10 protein-coding genes are annotated in these 17593 nt (G+C 45.5%); 8 read left to right on the top strand and 2 right to left on the bottom strand.

From position 1 onward, the window contains the following. The first annotated feature begins 200 nt into the window (after positions 1 to 200). Both serA and ygfZ read left to right on the top strand, forming a co-directional pair. Positions 201 to 1430, top strand: coding sequence for a phosphoglycerate dehydrogenase (gene serA / locus CXF83_RS04650; protein ID WP_101092364.1), 1230 nt, complete (start codon positions 201 to 203; stop codon positions 1428 to 1430). A 164-nt stretch (positions 1431 to 1594) separates the two neighbouring features. Next, positions 1595 to 2566 (top strand): tRNA-modifying protein YgfZ, encoded by a 972-nt coding sequence (gene ygfZ / locus CXF83_RS04645; protein ID WP_101092366.1) that lies wholly within the window; start codon positions 1595 to 1597, stop codon positions 2564 to 2566. A gap of 58 nt (positions 2567 to 2624) precedes the next feature. On the opposite strand, the gene CXF83_RS04640 is transcribed toward ygfZ, so the two are convergent. Both CXF83_RS04640 and CXF83_RS04635 read right to left on the bottom strand, forming a co-directional pair. Next, entirely contained in the window at positions 2625 to 3641 is a 1017-nt protein-coding gene (locus tag CXF83_RS04640) for a response regulator (RefSeq protein ID WP_101092368.1), read from the bottom strand. Between the two features lie 111 nt (positions 3642 to 3752). Next, positions 3753 to 9047, bottom strand: coding sequence for a PAS domain S-box protein (locus tag CXF83_RS04635; protein ID WP_101092369.1), 5295 nt, complete (start codon positions 9045 to 9047; stop codon positions 3753 to 3755). 654 nt (positions 9048 to 9701) lie between these two features. Between CXF83_RS04635 and CXF83_RS04630 the strand changes: the two genes are divergently transcribed. From CXF83_RS04630 to CXF83_RS04605, 6 genes are all read left to right on the top strand, one after another. Further along, positions 9702 to 10370, top strand: coding sequence for an ABC transporter ATP-binding protein (locus tag CXF83_RS04630; protein WP_101092371.1), 669 nt, complete (start codon positions 9702 to 9704; stop codon positions 10368 to 10370). Further along, on the top strand, positions 10363 to 12885 hold the full coding sequence (locus CXF83_RS04625; RefSeq protein WP_101092373.1) for an ABC transporter permease: 2523 nt from the start codon (positions 10363 to 10365) through the stop codon (positions 12883 to 12885). The genes CXF83_RS04630 and CXF83_RS04625 overlap by 8 nt, the downstream gene beginning before the upstream one ends. Continuing rightward, on the top strand, positions 12882 to 14021 hold the full coding sequence (locus CXF83_RS04620; RefSeq protein ID WP_101092374.1) for a lipocalin-like domain-containing protein: 1140 nt from the start codon (positions 12882 to 12884) through the stop codon (positions 14019 to 14021). The genes CXF83_RS04625 and CXF83_RS04620 overlap by 4 nt, the downstream gene beginning before the upstream one ends. 354 nt (positions 14022 to 14375) lie before the next feature. Then, positions 14376 to 14660: a chaperone NapD gene (locus CXF83_RS04615; protein WP_101092376.1), complete on the top strand. Its 285-nt coding sequence runs from the start codon at positions 14376 to 14378 to the stop codon at positions 14658 to 14660. Next, positions 14650 to 17133 carry a nitrate reductase catalytic subunit NapA gene (napA, locus tag CXF83_RS04610; RefSeq protein ID WP_101092378.1) on the top strand — a complete coding sequence of 828 codons (2484 nt, stop codon included), beginning with the start codon at positions 14650 to 14652 and terminating at the stop codon, positions 17131 to 17133. Before CXF83_RS04615 ends, napA begins: the two co-directional genes overlap by 11 nt. 25 nt (positions 17134 to 17158) lie before the next feature. After that, positions 17159 to 17584 (top strand): nitrate reductase cytochrome c-type subunit, encoded by a 426-nt coding sequence (locus CXF83_RS04605; RefSeq protein WP_101092380.1) that lies wholly within the window; start codon positions 17159 to 17161, stop codon positions 17582 to 17584. Positions 17585 to 17593: the final 9 nt, after the last annotated feature.

Raw genomic sequence — 17593 nt, 5'->3', positions numbered from 1 at the left:
ATATCTCTCCCATATACGATATTGTTCTTAATTTAGAATAAACACTTTAGCCATCCAGCCCTCTACACCGAGTTAAAAAAGTGCTACTTTGTTTATAGCTTGACAGTTTATACCTAAACCACGCTAGCGGTTGAATTTAGTCGTCTCTGCGATGAGCTTAGATATACATAATACAAATAAACCAAAAGGGTACATAAATCATGGCGAAACACTCGCTGGACAAGGATAAGATAAAAATCCTGCTGTTGGAAGGCGTCCACCAATCTGCGGTAGATGTATTCGAACGAGCGGGTTACACCAATGTTGAATACCACAAAGCAGCACTAAGCGAAGAGGATCTACTCTCTTCGATTCAAGATGCGCATTTTGTGGGTCTTCGTTCCCGTACCCAACTGACTGAAGCGGTATTAAGTCACGCTGATAAACTGGTCGGTATTGGTTGTTTCTGTATCGGTACCAACCAAGTGAGCTTAGCTGCTGCTGAAAAACTGGGGGTCCCCGTCTTCAATGCACCCTTCTCTAATACTCGAAGTGTAGCTGAGTTGGTGCTGGGCGAGATCATCATGTTGCTGCGTGGAATTCCTCAGCGCAACGCTATGGCTCATCGAGGCGGCTGGCTAAAAAGTGCAGCAGGCAGTTTTGAAGCACGCGGAAAAACACTCGGTGTTATTGGTTATGGCCATATCGGTACCCAGCTAGGTATTCTTGCTGAAACCTTGGGCATGCGGGTTATCTTTTATGACATTGAAGACAAGCTACCTTTAGGCAACGCGCAACAGGTACATTCAATGGAACAGCTACTGTCGCTTGCCGATGTAGTCAGTTTACATGTACCAGAAACACCGCATACCAAAGAGATGATTGCTCACGCTGAACTGGCTTGTATGCGCAAAGGCAGTATCTTAATTAACGCTTCACGCGGCACCGTTGTCGATATTGATGCGTTAGCCGCCGCGCTCAAAGAAGAACACCTGTCAGGTGCAGCAATTGATGTATTCCCTGTCGAGCCAAAATCGAATAACGATGAGTTTGTCAGCCCATTACGTGGGCTTGATAACGTGATATTGACTCCTCATGTGGGTGGTAGCACGGCTGAAGCACAAGAAAACATCGGTATAGAAGTGGCTGGGAAACTGGTTAAATACTCTGATAATGGCTCGACCATGACCGCAGTTAACTTCCCTGAAGTTTCATTAGCGCCACACTCAGGTACCTCGAGATTGCTACATATTCACCGTAACAGACCCGGGATCCTTATCCAGATTAACTTGGCATTTGCAGAGAAAGGCATCAACATTGCCGCTCAGTATCTACAAACAACAGCTGAAATAGGATACGTGGTGATGGAGGTTGATTCAGATAAAGCTGATGAGGCACTCACCGAAATGCAAGCGATTGAAGGCACAATTAGAACTCGACTACTTCACTAAGTCAGTCCTATTTAGCTGAAATCAGTTTCAGCGGATCTTCTAAGGCCGTACAATTCGATATTGTACGGCCTTATAGTTTTAATAAACTTGCGGTATGCAACTTTTCGCAGCCTATGATTAGCGTTACAATCATCACTCTTCTCGTTTAACTCTTGGACTTGCTCATGACCCTGTCAACTTCTCAGCCTAACTGGCCTTTAAACGGACAACAGCCTTCCCTTATTGTGTCCCAGTTATCTCATTTAGGTTTAATGTCGGTAACGGGAGAACAAGGCCGCAGCTTTATACATGGTCAAGTCACTGCCGACATCAGCTCACTTGAAGACAATCAATGGCGCTGGGGCGCACATTGCGATCCTAAAGGGAAAATGCTTGCCACCTTTAGAACCTTTGCGAAAGACGGTACCCTATTTATGATGATGCCAAAACAGACTTTGGCATTAGATCTATCTCAATTGCAAAAGTATGCCGTATTTAGCAAGGCTGACCTCACTGATGTGAGCGATGACTGGCTACTTTTAGGCGTTGCTGGTGAGCAAGCATCAACTTGGTTAACCGAGCAATTTGGGGCATTAAACGACGAGCTGACGCTTATCGACAATGGCATGATCATCCAAGATGCTGGCCGTTTTATTATTGCAATCGAGCAATCGAGTGTAGAGCGTTTCAATACACTGACTGAAGCAGTGACTTTTGATGCGACGGCATGGCAAGAGCTAGAAATATTAGCCGGTTACCCGAATATTGGCGCTGTGCATAATGCTAAATTTGTGCCGCAAATGTGTAACCTGCAAGCGATTAATGGCATTAGCTTCAACAAAGGCTGCTACATGGGCCAAGAAACTATCGCTCGAATGAAATACCGCGGTGGCAACAAACGCGCACTCTATATTGTCTCAGGTACGGTATCAGCTGAATTAACCGCTGACAGCCAATTAGAGATAGCCTTAGAAGAGGATGCTGGATTTCGACGCGCTGGTACCATTATTGAAAGTGTTCAACGAGATCAGCAGGTATTGTTTACTGCAGTGTTAGCCAATGACACACCGATGGGCGCCACACTGAGAATCGCCGGTGATGATACATCACAACTTAGTGTCATTGCCCTGCCATACTCTTTGGAAGAGAGTGACTAACGAGTACTGTAATAAAAAAGGCGCCTAAGGCGCCTTTTTTATGGACGGTATAAAGTCGTTACGTTTCATGATGCTCATCGCGAATTTGCGTGACCTCTGCCAAAATGTGTTTAAAATGCTCGACCAGCTCAGGGTCAAAATGTTTGCCTGACTCACTCTCGATAAGTGCCATTGTATCGGCAACGGTCCAAGCTTTTTTGTAGGGTCGAATCGAGGTTAATGCATCAAACACATCGGCAATTGCCACTATGCGACCTTCAATGGGAATGTCCGTCCCTGCCACGCCATTTGGGTAGCCACTGCCATCCCACTTCTCATGGTGACTCAAGGCGATACGTTTGGCCATTTTAAGCAATGGATCTTTATGTTCGCCAATAATTTTGGCGCCTATTTCTGCATGACACTGCATCTCTTTCCATTCATGTTTATCTAATTTCGCCGGCTTTTTTAATATCGAATCAGGCGTGCCTATTTTACCAATATCATGCATTGGAGCGGCATTGTAAATGAGCTCACAGTACTTGTCTGGCAACCCAGACTGTACCGCCAACAAGCGAGCATAATGGCTCATCCTAATAACATGTAGCCCGGTTTCATTGTCTTTATATTCAGCAGCTCGCCCAAGACGTCTAATAATCTCAAACCGTGTCTCTTCTAGCTCTTTTGTCCGTGCTTTTACTTCCTGCTCAAGCAGCCGTTTTTGATCATAAAGCGCAAGATGGGTTTTTACCCGCGCTTGTACCACAGGAGCACTCACTGGCTTAGTGATGTAATCAACTGCGCCCAGCGCAAACCCTTGGGTCTCATCTGCGGTTTCAGCCAATGCGGTAACAAAAATAACCGGTATATGGCTAGTCAGCGGGTCAGTCTTTAAACGCTCACACACCTCGTATCCATTCATCCCAGGCATCATCACATCGAGTAAAATAAGATCAGGGGCATTTTTTTGCGCTAACGCGAGTGCTTTAGGGCCATCAATAGCCACTTTAATCTTGTAGTCATTACTCAAGATCCCCACCAAGATATCGATATTACCGGGGGTGTCATCCACAACTAAAATGGTGGCTATGTCCATTAAACCTACTCTCCTTATTAGACCCAAACGATGAATCAAGTATAGTCAGCTTTAAAACCACGCGCGTTTCAAAGCGCTGTATTTGGTTACCAAAAAGCTGAATTTAACTCTCTACAAGTCAAATAACGACTTAATCAGCTCGGCGGCATCATCAAATTGGTAGCGATGGATCATCGCTCGCGCTGGGCTGATTTTATGCCACATATCTGCGGTCACCTGACCTTTTATTTCGTCCATTTTGTCAACGGCATCAGAGTCAGCATCTTCCAACATGCTCAGTAATACTGCTGCCGCGGCAGCCAGTTCAACATCGGATAAAGTCTGACTTGGTGTGCTCTGCTCAATTAACGCATCATGATTGGGGAGCTGCGACATCCACTGAGATATGGCATCACAAATAACGGCGATCAGCTTTTCGAGTTCGACTAATTCAGCAGCAACATCCGCTTCACTTGAAGCTATTAACTTGGTTTCAATGACTCTAGCCACTTCAACTAACTTAGGGGCACATAAGTTACCCGACACCCCTTTTAAGGTGTGTGCATAGCGAATGGCATCCTCAGTTTTACCTTGGCTTATTGCTAATTCAATCTGTTCAGCGGTATGCATCTGCCCGCTATAGAAACGCTCGAATATGCGTCTATAAAGACGAATGGAGTTTTGGACTAACTGCAAACCTTTATCCACATCAAGTTCTGCATGTTGCGGCCAAAAAAGCACTTGATCGTCTACTTCGGTCTTATCAAAATCGCTGGCCAATACCTCCTGCTGACCATCACCTAGATACTCCAACAAGGTTGTATAGAGCAGCGACACCTCTATCGGCTTGGCAATATGAGCATTCATTCCTACTCGTAAACACATCTCTTTATCGCCCGCCATTGCGTTGGCCGTCATCGCCACCACTGGCAATTCTGCAAGTTCAGGGATTTTACGTAATGCCTGCGTGGCCTGATACCCATCCATTACTGGCATTTGGCAATCCATTAAGACCAGATCAAATGACTGCGTCGCTAGCTTTTCTAACGCGATTTGGCCATTATCTGCAATCGATAAGATAATCCCTACCTGCTCGAGAAATTCAGTCGCGACCTCCTGGTTCATATCATTATCTTCAACGAGTAAAATACGCTTGCCTTTGAGCTGTGCCAGTAGCACTTGGCTAATGTCAGTGCCCTTACGCCGTACTGGCATGGCGCCATTTTTACCCAGCGATGACATGATCCCATCAAGTAAGCGCGAGGCACTGATAGGTTTAGTAATGTAACCAGCGATACCACTGTCATTAATATTATCTGTAAATTCTGTATTTGCGTGGGCTGATACGATAAGTATTTTAGGTGGGGTATCGCTGCCATCGATGATGGCAGCCGATGTTTCTAAGCCGTTCATCTCTGGCATTAACCAATCAATAAGGGCGACTGGATATTGCGTAGTCTTGCATCGTTCTATGGCTTGAGCACCACTCTTTACGGTATCCACTTCAAAGCCCATACTTTCAAGCGTGGTACGTAAAATATCACGGGCAGTGGCATTATCGTCTGCCACTAAAATACGTATTCCTTCTAACTCTTGGCCCACTTTTAACAGTTTATTGTCAGCCACTTTAAACTTAACAGTGAAGAAAAAGGTACTGCCATTACCGAACTGACTTTCGACACCTATTTCGCCACCCATCAGCTCCACCAGCTGTTTACAGATAGCCAGACCAAGACCGGTACCACCGTATTTACGCGTCGTCGATGCATCTGCCTGACTAAAGGATTTAAACAACTTATTGCGCTGCTCTTCCGTGAGACCGATACCATTATCTCGTACGCTAAACCGCAGTGTAATCGAGTCGTCAATCTGCTCTAGTTGGCTAATAGAAAGCAGTATTTCACCTTGTTCGGTAAATTTAACCGCATTATTCATTAAATTAATCAGCACTTGCGACAGCCGCAGTGGATCACCTTCGAGCTGCCTTGGAATATTGGGCGCAACAGCAAACAAGAGTTCCAACTGCTTATCCGCGGCTTTAACCGAAAACATGTCACTTAAATCTTCGAGCATGGTATCTAGCTGGAATGGCACCGATTCTATATCAAGCTTACCCGCCTCAATTTTTGAGAAATCTAAGATGTCATTAATGATCCCCAGCAACGACTTTGAGGCTCGATCAATTTTCTGTACATAATTTTGCTGCTTATTGTTTAACTCTGTTTGCAGACACAGTTGAGACATGCCGATAATGGCATTCATTGGGGTGCGGATTTCATGAGACATATTAGCTAAAAAGTCACTCTTAGCTTTACTGGCTGCATCGGCTGAATCTTTTGCCTGTGTTAACTCATCCGAGATCTGTTTTAGCGATGTGATATCAGACATCGACAGCACGGCAGAGTTGAGCTTACCGTGTTTATCTTGCAAGCCGGTTAATGTCACATCCATCCACATCACATTGCCAGATTGGCTCAACAGACGGATCTCCGTGGTCACGCTACTGCCGCCATTTTTCATCAACTCTGTAAACATCGACTTGGCCGCATCGCGATCATCATTATGGTGATAATCAAAGAACGAGGTGCCTTTAAGATCGGCTGATGACAGTTGCATATAATGGCTGAATTGCTCGTTACAATCTAAGATCGCACCGCGATCATCCACATTCACAATACCAATACCCGCGTTATCGAATAACGCTCTAAAGTGGGCTTCACGCTTAGCCAACTCTTTGTCTATCTGCTTTCGCTCAGTAATATCCATCAGGTAGCCGTTCCAGACGATGCTGCCATCGGCTAATTGATTACCGTGCGCTCCCGCTTGCAACCAACGAATGTCCCCCATTGGGTGGCGATAACGAAACTCTTCTGTCCAGTGTAACCCTGACTGGCTAGCACCAGATAATGCTTCAATAATATGCGAACGCTCATCGGTGATAATACAATCAGCAACCAGATCGAAATTGTCGACCACTTGATCTCGATGAAAGCCCAATGTGGTAATGCAGGCACTTGATAAAAAGGTGAACTCGCGATCACTGTTTGATCGCCAATGCAACTGGTAAACGGTACTCGGGATCGATTCCGTTATTGTTTCTAGCTGTTGTTGGGATTGCGCTATTTTCTCTTGCGCGACCTTACTATTGGTGATGTCGTTAATACTGCCATCAAACCAAAGAGCAACACCCTCAGCGTTATAGATCGCTTTACCCTTTTCATGTACCCAATGAATACTTGCATCACGGTGTTTGATCCTATATTGCACTTCAAAGCTTTTTTGCTCGGCTAAGGCTGTTTCTATGGCATTATTTGCCGTGACGAGATCTTCCTCAACAATCAGACTGGTAAAGCTGCGCTTATTGTTCTCAATAAAGTCAGAGGCTGGATAACCACTGATATCGCCAATATTGTCGCTAATATATTCCATCACCCAAATGTCTGCGACACGAGTACGATAAACGGCACCGGGAATATTAGTCACTAAACCACGGAAACGGTTTTCGCTATCTTTTATACGCTTAGCAATCTCTAATTCTTCGGTTATATCACGCACGGTGGCGGCAACTTGGCGCTGGCCGTCGGCATCGACAGGTAATAAACCAAGGCTGATCTCCACCGGAAATTTGCTACCATCAGCTTTCAGTGCCATCAAGTCTGATGCTAGGCCTAGGCCCATTTTTCGATCTCTACCTTCTGCAACAAACTTGGCTCGCAAGTCGGCGTGCTGGGGTCGAATCGAATCTGGTACCAACAGATCAACCGACATCGTCAGCATTTGCGCTTCTTCATAGCCAAATAGTAACTGGCAACGACTGTTGGTAAATACCAACTGCCCAGCTTCATCAACAATGAGCATCGCCTCTGGCGCAGATTCAAGTACCGCATTGGACCACGCCGCCGCAGAAAATGTCTCGGTCACATCATTAAATAGCATTTCAACGGAAAGCAGCTCTTGACTGTCAGACAGTAACGGCTGCATAAAAACATCTAAACGGTATAATTTTCCTTTAGTATCAAGCATTTCAATTTGGTGAGGCGGAACATTCTTACCGTGTAATGCCTCATCCATATAATGCCAGTTTTGATCATTAATCGGGTTATCGGAGAACATTCTCTGGTACTTACGCCTGAATAACTCAGGGCTGACGCCAAGCACCTTCTCAACGCCTGCGCTTACTTGGGCTATTTGACCATCAGGTTCAATCGAGCAATAAAAAGATTTATCGCTCATACCATCAATTAATTTGGCAAAGCGGTTACCACGAGAATCAAGCAAAGCTTGTTCGCGCTCTTCTAGCACCTGCGCCATATCATTGAACTTATCAGTTAGGGTAATAAGTTCACTCGCAGCCCCCCGAGGTTGATCCAGTCGTTTGGTTTTTCCTGCGCCAAAAGCAACGATTCCCGCTTCCAATTCTTCTATTGGACGCGTTAGTCTTCTGGCCGTCAGGTAACCCGTGAGTAATAACACCGCAGAGATAAGCAGCAAATTTAATGCTAATGAAGAGAAGCCAAGTAAAAAATTATTATGTAGATGTTGTTGTTGGGTCATTATAATAACCCGCCAATTTAGGGCAGGGACAACACCTACACTCGCCAAGAAGGTGCCACCGGAGCTGTCTTGCACCTGGCTATAACCTGCAAGGCCACTCTCGATTAACTCAATAAAAGGTTGGTTATCGGTAGATTGTGCTAACCATTTATCTGCTCCCCTTTGCAACAGCAACGATTGATCCGCGTGATAGATAAGCTGGCCTTGGTCGTCAAGCACCACGATTCGTTCTGCTGCCACATTCACCATTTGAGGAATAGCATTCAACGCCAGATCGACGGTTATGACCCCAGCGAAGGGTTGTGACGGACCAAAAGGCTGCGAATAACTGATCATCAATGCATTACCGGCACCTTCGTCAAGATAAGGACTAGACCAGTAGCCATTGATATTATTTATCGCTTTAGTCCACCACTCCCACGAACCGTCAGTGTAGTCATAACCATCGATGCCTATATCGATGATATTGATCTTCCCCTTGTCTCGGTAAGCATAAGGGGCGAACAGCTCTCTCTCACCAATCGATCCCTTTTGAAAGGCAATAGCACTGCCATAAAAATCAGGATGTCTATCCAATCGACGGGTTAATAACAGTTTGAGTTTATCTTCATTGTTGAAGAGTGATTTGGTATTCCCTTCACCCAATAGGTCTGCAATCGAGCGGGTATCATTTTGAGCAGAAAGTAGAAAAAATTGGATCCTGCGGGCAATATTTTCAGCCTTTTTTTCTAGGTCATCATAAATGTATTTCTCTTCAGCTTGGTAATTAAACCAACCATTAATACTGAATACGACGGCCATTATTGCAATTAACGGTAAAGCTATTTGCGATAAAATTCGGCTACGAAAGGTGCGAAGTCTGCTCATATCCATAATCCACAGTGCTATTGGTCATCATGAGTTAGGTAAAAATATTGTAGTTGAAGCTACTATTACTTTTGATACTCATGCGTAGTCAGTTAATTAAAAAGAGGAAGTCAGTGCTAGCTCAATATCCAAACGGTCTCGAAAAGGGAATGACCATTATCTCGACCACAGTCTTGTTCAGTTAGCGTACGGGAACTCTGAAATGAGCATGTTAAAGTCGCTTAGGTATACGCCGTGATCCATAGTGTAGACAAGACTTGGAGCCAGTACCTAAAAAGACATCAATAACATTTTGATGATGCTAACCATTTGATGAATAGTAAAAATAGTACAAATTTCACTCAGCAATTACCTAGTAGACTCAACATAGCAGTTGTTCATTTGGACTACAAATTATTTTGCTTACATTTTAGCTACATACCGCCAACTCAATTAAGCACATTCACCTATACAACACATATTTGTAGACTTGAAGAGTTTAGCGCTACAGGACTTAGATAAATGGTGCTAATAATCAGCGATCTAAATATAACTTTGATGCGTATTTACACTCGATTGCATGCTAGATTAGTTGTTGTCAGCTAAATAAATAGTTTTTGAGCAAAACCAAGGATATCACTGCGCAAGTTTATGCCGTGCGGGGTCGATAAAGGAGTTGTTATGGGTAACAGTATCGTGGCGTTAAAAGCGGTATCTAAAGGATTTAATGACGGCGATAAATATCATCAAGTGCTAGATGATATTAACCTACAACTTGAAAGTGCAGACACTGTTGCACTAACAGGACCCAGCGGCTGCGGAAAAAGCACCTTGCTTAACATTATCGGTGGTTTTGAATTTATCGATAGTGGCATACTTTCGCTATTCGACAATGACACCACCCCTTGGCAAGATAAGCAGTGGAGCCAATTTCGGCGTCAGCATTTAGGCGTTGTCTTCCAGCAGTTCAATCTACTCACCCCGCTCAATGTAAAAGACAATATTGCTTTTTCTTTACGCTTGAATCGACAATCGTGGACACCATGGTGCGATCATCTGCTCAAGCAGTTAGGCTTAGACACCGTGAAACATCGTCATGTTGAAACGCTTTCAGGCGGACAACAACAACGCGTCGCGATTGCTCGAGCCTTAGCGCATCAGCCCAAATTACTGTTAGCCGATGAACCCACGGGTAATCTTGACGAAAAAGCCGGTAAAGAAGTAATGCAACTGCTAACTGAACTCGCTCGCGAGTCTAATACCAGCATACTAATGGTGACGCACAGTGCTGAGTGCGCGGCATTCATGCAAAGACGCTGGCATTTAGAGCAAGGCCGCATCAATGAGTAGCCAATTAGGCTTAACCGTTCGACTCAGCCTGGCTGTTTTTGCTCGGCATTACCTCAAAGCTCTCTTACAAGCAGGTGCTATTTTATTGGGTTTTATTTTGGCAGTAATGCTGCTAATTGGGGTGCGTGCCACTAACGAAAATGCAGTGCGCAGCTACTCACAAGCGACCGAGCTATTAAGCCAACGAGCACAACTTATTTTAGCGCCCGTCGCAGGTAAAAAAGTCATCGCTGATTCGGTCTATATCATCCTGCGTCAAGCTGGCGTAACGCAATCATTGGCTGTATTATCAGGTACCGTCACAGATAGCAAAGGCCAGCGCTGGGATATTCAAGCCAGCGACCTCATCGCCGCGCTCTCAATACAACAATACCAGAGCAAATCCAATGACACCGCAAAACCCGCCAAAGTATCAATGCTTTCAAGTGGCATTCCGCTAGCCAAATTGCTCTCTGGCAAACCTTATATACTCATGAGTGAAAGTCATGCTGAGCAAGTTGCCCCAAAAGGCATACTCGAACTCGAAGGTGTCATGCTGTCAGTCATTTCAGTTAGCGACGAATTCGGTCTAGGGAATGCCATTTTAATGGATATTTCCCTCGGACAGCGGTTACTCGACCGTCCAGGGGAACTGAGTTATATCGCGCTCTTTGGCAATGCCAGTCAATTAACCGCAAGAGTCAGTCAAATATTTAGTCAGCAAAGCGGTAAGCAGTTTGAGTTAGCGCAGCAAGATGAGGGAGAAGGACTCACCAGTTTGACCCGCAGTTTTCATTTAAACCTCACGGCAATGAGCTTACTCGCCTTTGTTGTCGGGCTGTTTATCGCTTATAACGGTGTACGTTATAGCTTATTAAAACGACAAAAGTTGTTAGTGCAACTGCAGCAGCAAGGTGTCCCACAACGCGCATTGTTAATTGCACTTTTTCTGGAGCTATTTGGCTTAGTCATTATGGGGTCGGTGCTCGGTTTTATCTTGGGCTTACAGTTAAGTCACTGGTTACAACCGATGATAGCGTTAACGCTTGAGCAGCTTTATGGTGCCAGGCTGTTACCGGGCTTATGGCAGTGGAGTTGGCTCTATCAAGCTATTGCACTCACTTTTGTAGCAGCCATATGTGCATGTTTACCGCTGTTTAATGCGTTGGCTAAACAGCCACTCGCGCGCAGTAGCAGTCGTTTTGAGCAACAACGCTATGCGGGTAAATATCAACGAATACTGTTTGTAACAGCAATAGGTTTACTAACACTAGCCGCAACACTTTTTCCCTTTAGCCGCGACTATCAACATAGCTTAATCCTGTTGGGTGTTGTCACGGTTGCCATCCCTCTATTACTGCCATTATCACTGCAACTTTGCTTGTCTGTTGCCGCACGTGTAAGTCGTAATGGCTTGTGGCAATACGCAGTGGCTGAGAGTAAAGAGCTAATTGCGCCATTGTCGTTAGCAATGATGGCCATGTTACTTGCACTTACCGCCAATATATCGATGAACACCTTAGTAGGCAGTTTTGAAATAACACTTAAGAACTGGTTAGATGCTCGCTTATATGCCGATATTTATATTCGCCCACCCAATGACAAAATCGAGGCGACCCAAACACTGTTAGCCAAACAGGCTAAAGTCAGCGCCGTTTATGGCCAATGGGTGCATAAAAGTCATTATCAGAATGCGCCAGTCAGCCTGATGACACGAGATGTTCACTCACTGAGAAACAGTAACCAAATGAAGGCACAAGTAGATAACTTATGGCCGCAGTTTTTTGAAGGCCGTGCCTTGATGATCAGCGAGCCAATGGCGATTAAGTATCGACTTGAGGTGGGCGATCTTGTCTCGTTACCTGAATTTAAAAATGCCTCACAGCCACCTTTACCTATCGGGGCGATCTTTTATGATTACGGTAATCCGTTAGGGCAAGTGATTGTCAGCCAACATACGTGGCAGCGATTAGCATTGCCGAGCAGTCCCACCAGTATCGCCGCCAGCTACACTGGAGAGATAGCCGAGCTTGAGCAGATCTTACAACAGCAAATACCGTTATCGGCGGCGCAGATGTATAACCAAGCCAAGATAAAACTACGTGCGCTGGAGATTTTTAAACGCACTTTTTCAATAACCTTAGTGCTCAACAGCCTAACACTGATGGTTGCAGCCATCGGACTGTTCAGCGCCTGTTTGATGCTCACTCAAGCAAGACAGGCACCATTGGCTCGACTATATGCACTTGGCGTCAGCCGCAATCAACTGCGCGGCATCGTATCATTGCAAATGCTGTTGATTGTATTGTTCACCTGTCTACTCGCATTACCCGCAGGCGCACTGCTTGGCTACCTATTGATTAACAAAGTGACCCTGCAAGCCTTTGGTTGGAGTATCGCCATGGTGTGGGACTGGCAAGCTTATTTTCAAGTTGTGCTTATCGCGCTTGGGGCAAGTGCGCTGGCAGTGCTACTGCCGCTCTATTGGCAAACCCGTAAACCGCTGATAACCAGTTTGCAGCAGGAGGCATTATGAACAGAGTCTTACTCTCGGCTTTATTGATAAGCTTTATTAGCGTGTTCATTACTGCCTGTTCGCCTGCGGCGTCGCCTTCAACAGGCATGGGACAGTTACTCGATGGTAATGCCCAAGGTTATACTCCCGTCACGCCAAATGTCAGTTTGCAGTTTCCAGCTGATCATATGGCACATAATGATTTTAGGCAGGAGTGGTGGTACCTCACCGCCAACCTTGAAACAGAATCAAAAGAACAAGTGGGACTCCAGTGGACTCAGTTTCGGATCGCACTTTCACCACCGTCAGCACCACCTGCTCAACAAGCAGATAGAGCACAGCTAGCCAGTAGCGCCATCGATAGCTCACCTTGGCAGACAAAGCAGCTTTATATGTCCCATACCGCCGTCACTAGCAAGAGCAGCCATAAAGCTGAAGAAAAGTGGTCTCGAGGTCACCAGAGTATTGCTGGTACACAAGCAGAGCCGTTAACCATCCGTCAAGATGATTGGCAATGGCGCAGTCAAAGCAAACAGCTATTTCCGGCCACATTAAATGTAGCAAGTTCAGATTTCAGCTATCAACTGCAACTGGATACAACTGCACCTTTTCAACTGCAAGGCGATAACGGTTATAGCGTAAAAAATGCCGCTGGCAGCGTCGCCTCCTACTATTATAGCCAGCCGTTTATCACGGTGACAGGCAGCCTGGTAAGAGATGGAAAGCGAGAAAAGGTCAGTGGGCACGCTTGGTTAGACAGAGAGTGGAGTTCGCAGTTTCTATCGAAAACTCAGCAAGGCTGGGACTGGTTTGCGATTAGATTGGATAGCACCAGCACCCTAATGCTGTTTCAGCTTAGGGATGACACTGGCGACCAATCTCATTTTTACAGTGGCAGACGCATGTACCAAGATGGCCGTGGCCATAATATCAGTAATCAACAAATTACCATGACAGCAACCGCATGGCAGCAAACACCATCGGGCAGATACCCTGTCCAATGGCATATCCAGATCCCATCGGAAAATATCGATATTACAACTACCCCGCTGAATAACGATTCCAGTATGCCGCTCTCTATCCCTTATTGGGAAGGCCCTATCGATATTAGCGGCACACATAATGGAACGGGTTATATGGAGCTCACTGGATATTAAGCATCAAATCTCTACTCGGGCCTGCATAAAGGCCCGCTACTGCTAACGACTGCCGCTACAAGTAAACCTTAAATAAGAATGGTTATCATTAATCAAGCTTTTGAATATACTCATTATTTAATGTAGCGCAAGCTAACATTCTAAATGGACAAAAACCAATCAAGCTTCTAATCTTTATTGACAAATTTGAGAACTAGATCACCTAGAAAAAGTTGATCTTGGTCGATAAAAAACCTCATTACCCCTTGTGAGGTATACCCACAATTTATTTGAGGTCTAGACTCAATATAAATCTTGGTAAGTAGCCAGTCATTTTTATGCAATGTTATTTACCGAAACGAAGAAGGTAAAAAGATGAGCAAAGAATTTCATATCACCAGCTTAGTTGTGCACGCCGCGAGTAAGTCTGTTGCAGATATCACCCAGCGCTTATCTGCGCTTGAAGGCGCCGAAATCCATGCCGTTACCGATGAAGGCAAATTTGTGGTCACCTTAGAAGGTGAAACACAACGCTCTATCCTCGATAACGTTGAAGCTATTAATGCCTTTGAAGGCGTTATTAATAGTAGCCTAATTTACCATCAAGTCGATCCAATCGATCCAGTAGAACAGAAGAGTGAGGAACACCATGAGCATTAGCCGTCGCGAGTTTCTAAAAGCCAACGCTGCAGTTGCCGCCGCAACAGCCGTAGGTGTAACTCTGCCAGTGAAGATAGTCGAAGCTGCAGAGCAAAAAGATAGCATTAAGTGGGACAAAGCACCTTGTCGTTTTTGTGGCGTAGGTTGTAGTGTTCTTGTAGGCACAGAAAATGGCAAAGTCGTCGCGACTCAGGGCGATCCTGAAAGCCCTGTGAACAAAGGCCTTAACTGTATTAAGGGCTACTTTCTATCTAAGATCATGTACGGAAAAGACCGTCTAACCACGCCTCTTTTACGCATGACTGACGGCAAATATGATAAAGAAGGTGAATTCACTCCAGTCAGCTGGGATACCGCACTAGACACAATGGCTGATAAGTGGAAACACACACTTAAGACTAAAGGCCCAACTGCAGTCGGTATGTTTGGTTCAGGCCAATGGACTATTTGGGAAGGTTACGCTGCCTCTAAACTACACAAAGCGGGCTTCCTGACTAACAATATCGACCCTAACGCTCGTCACTGTATGGCTTCTGCTGTAGGTGGCTTTATGCGTACCTTCGGTATCGATGAGCCAATGGGTTGTTATGATGACCTTGAAGCCGCTGATGAGTTCGTCCTTTGGGGCGCTAACATGGCAGAGATGCATCCAATCCTTTGGGCTCGTCTTTCTGATCGCCGCTTAAGCAGCCCGACCAGCCGCGTACATGTATTGTCAACTTACCAAAACCGCAGCTTCGACTTAGCCGATAACGCCATGGTTTTCCGTCCTCAGTCTGACTTAGCGATATTGAACTACATCGCTAACTACATCATCCAAAATGATGCTGTTAATAAAGACTTTGTCACTAAACACACTAAGTTTGCACTCGGTACTACCGATATTGGTTACGGTTTGCGTCCAGAGCATCCGCTAGAGCAAAAAGCTAAGAATCCAGGTAGCGGTAAGTCAGCGCCGATTAGCTTCGACGAATACGCTAAATTCGTTAGCACTTATACGCTTGAATACGCTGCTGAAATGAGTGGTGTAGAGCCAGAAAAACTTGAATTAATGGCTAAGGCTTATGCCGATCCAAAAGTGAAAGTAATGAGCTTGTGGACCATGGGAATTAACCAACACGTTCGTGGTGTTTGGGCTAACAACATGCTCTATAACATCCACTTACTAACAGGTAAGATTGCCACTCCTGGTAACAGCCCATTCTCACTAACGGGTCAACCATCAGCCTGTGGTACTGCGCGTGAAGTGGGTACATTCTCACACCGTCTGCCAGCAGACATGGTCGTTAAGAATCCTAAGCACCGTAAGATCACCGAAGATCTATGGCAGCTGCCTGAAGGCACGATTCCGCCAAAGCCCGGTTACCACGCGGTATTACAAACGCGTATGCTTAAAGATGGCAAGCTGAACTGTTATTGGAATATGTGTACTAACAACATGCAAGCCGGCGCAAACATCAATGAAGAAATCTACCCAGGGTTCCGTAATCCAGAAAACTTCATTGTAGTGTCAGATCCCTACCCAACCGTTACCGCGATGGCTGCTGACTTGATTCTACCTACCGCGATGTGGGTTGAGAAAGAAGGTGCTTACGGTAACGCTGAACGTCGTACTCACATGTGGCATCAACAAGTTAAAGCACCGGAAGGCGCTAAGTCTGACTTATGGCAGCTAATGGAGTTCTCTAAGCGCTTCAAAGTGTCTGAAGTTTGGCCTGCTGAACTTATTGCTAAGAAACCAGAATACGCTGACAAGACGCTTTATGAGGTGTTATTTGCCAACGGTGTTGTCGATAAGTTCCCAGCTGATCAGTGTAAAGCGGATCTCAATGATGAGTCTGACGCCTTTGGTTATTACGTTCAAAAAGGTCTATTCGAAGAGTACGCCCAGTTTGGACGTGGTCATGGTCACGATCTAGCCGATTTCGATACTTACCATGAAAACCGCGGTGCACGTTGGCCTGTGGTTAATGGTAAAGAGACGCTACGTCGCTTCGTTGAAGGTAGCGATCCGTATGTCAAAGCAGGTGAAGGCTTTAACTTCTACGGTAAGCCAGACGGTAAAGCGGTTATCTTTGCACTACCCTATGAGCCTGCTGCGGAAGAACCAAACGAAGAGTACGATATCTGGTTATCAACCGGTCGAGTTCTAGAGCATTGGCATACTGGTTCAATGACAGCCCGTGTACCTGAGCTATATCGCGCTTACCCAGATGCACAAATTTTCATGCATCCAGAAGATGCTAAAGCACGTGGCGTAAAACGCGGTGACGAAGTGATTGTAGCCTCGCCTCGTGGTGAAGTTAAGACAAGAGTAGAAACTAAAGGCCGTAACAAGCCGCCAAGAGGCGTGGCATTTATGCCGTTCTTCGATGCGCGCCAATTGGTCAACAAGCTGTTACTCGACGCGACAGATCCTCTGTCAAAAGAGACAGATTTCAAGAAGTGTCCAGTTAAAGTGACTAAAGCATAACTAACCCATAAGCGGAGATAAACTAATGAAAAAATTATTGACTGCAGCTGCGTTAGTGATGGCGCTCAGCGCATGTTCAGGCCAGCAAGCAAATACGCCAGCAGAGCCTGTTAACATCAATTCACTTGGACAGTCTGCAATCACCGAGATTCGGGCAGCAGACCCTGCTGCAACGTATCCCAAACGTGGTAAGTCGATTGAACGTACTTTTGTACATCAACCACCGATGATCCCACACAAAGCGGGATACCCAATTACACTGAAGAAAAACGGCTGTATGAGTTGTCATAGTCCAGCAAAAGCAAAACGCATGAAAGCGACCCAGATCGATCCGTCGCATTTGCTTGCCGATGCCAAACTGAACGATCATTACTACAACTGTACTCAGTGTCACACACCGCAAGCTGAGAACAAGACCGAATTGGTTGAGAACACATTCTCAAACAACTAAGTTAGTAAG

The organism is Shewanella sp. Choline-02u-19 (assembly GCF_002836205.1).
Classification (GTDB): domain Bacteria; phylum Pseudomonadota; class Gammaproteobacteria; order Enterobacterales; family Shewanellaceae; genus Shewanella.
The sequence above is the reverse complement of the archived record's forward strand: the minus strand, read 5'-3'. Positions and strand labels throughout refer to the sequence as shown.

Bases quoted from the DNA above. Each gene is read 5' to 3' on its own strand.
- CXF83_RS04630 (WP_101092371.1), top strand. From the start codon at position 9,702: ATGGGTAACAGTATCGTGGCGTTAAAAGCGGTATCTAAAGGATTTAAT.
- CXF83_RS04625 (WP_101092373.1), top strand. From the start codon at position 10,363: ATGAGTAGCCAATTAGGCTTAACCGTTCGACTCAGCCTGGCTGTTTTT.
- serA (WP_101092364.1), top strand. From the start codon at position 201: ATGGCGAAACACTCGCTGGACAAGGATAAGATAAAAATCCTGCTGTTG.
- CXF83_RS04635 (WP_101092369.1), bottom strand. From the start codon at position 9,047: ATGGATATGAGCAGACTTCGCACCTTTCGTAGCCGAATTTTATCGCAA.
- CXF83_RS04620 (WP_101092374.1), top strand. From the start codon at position 12,882: ATGAACAGAGTCTTACTCTCGGCTTTATTGATAAGCTTTATTAGCGTG.
- napA (WP_101092378.1), top strand. From the start codon at position 14,650: ATGAGCATTAGCCGTCGCGAGTTTCTAAAAGCCAACGCTGCAGTTGCC.
- CXF83_RS04605 (WP_101092380.1), top strand. From the start codon at position 17,159: ATGAAAAAATTATTGACTGCAGCTGCGTTAGTGATGGCGCTCAGCGCA.
- CXF83_RS04640 (WP_101092368.1), bottom strand. From the start codon at position 3,641: ATGGACATAGCCACCATTTTAGTTGTGGATGACACCCCCGGTAATATC.
- CXF83_RS04615 (WP_101092376.1), top strand. From the start codon at position 14,376: ATGAGCAAAGAATTTCATATCACCAGCTTAGTTGTGCACGCCGCGAGT.
- ygfZ (WP_101092366.1), top strand. From the start codon at position 1,595: ATGACCCTGTCAACTTCTCAGCCTAACTGGCCTTTAAACGGACAACAG.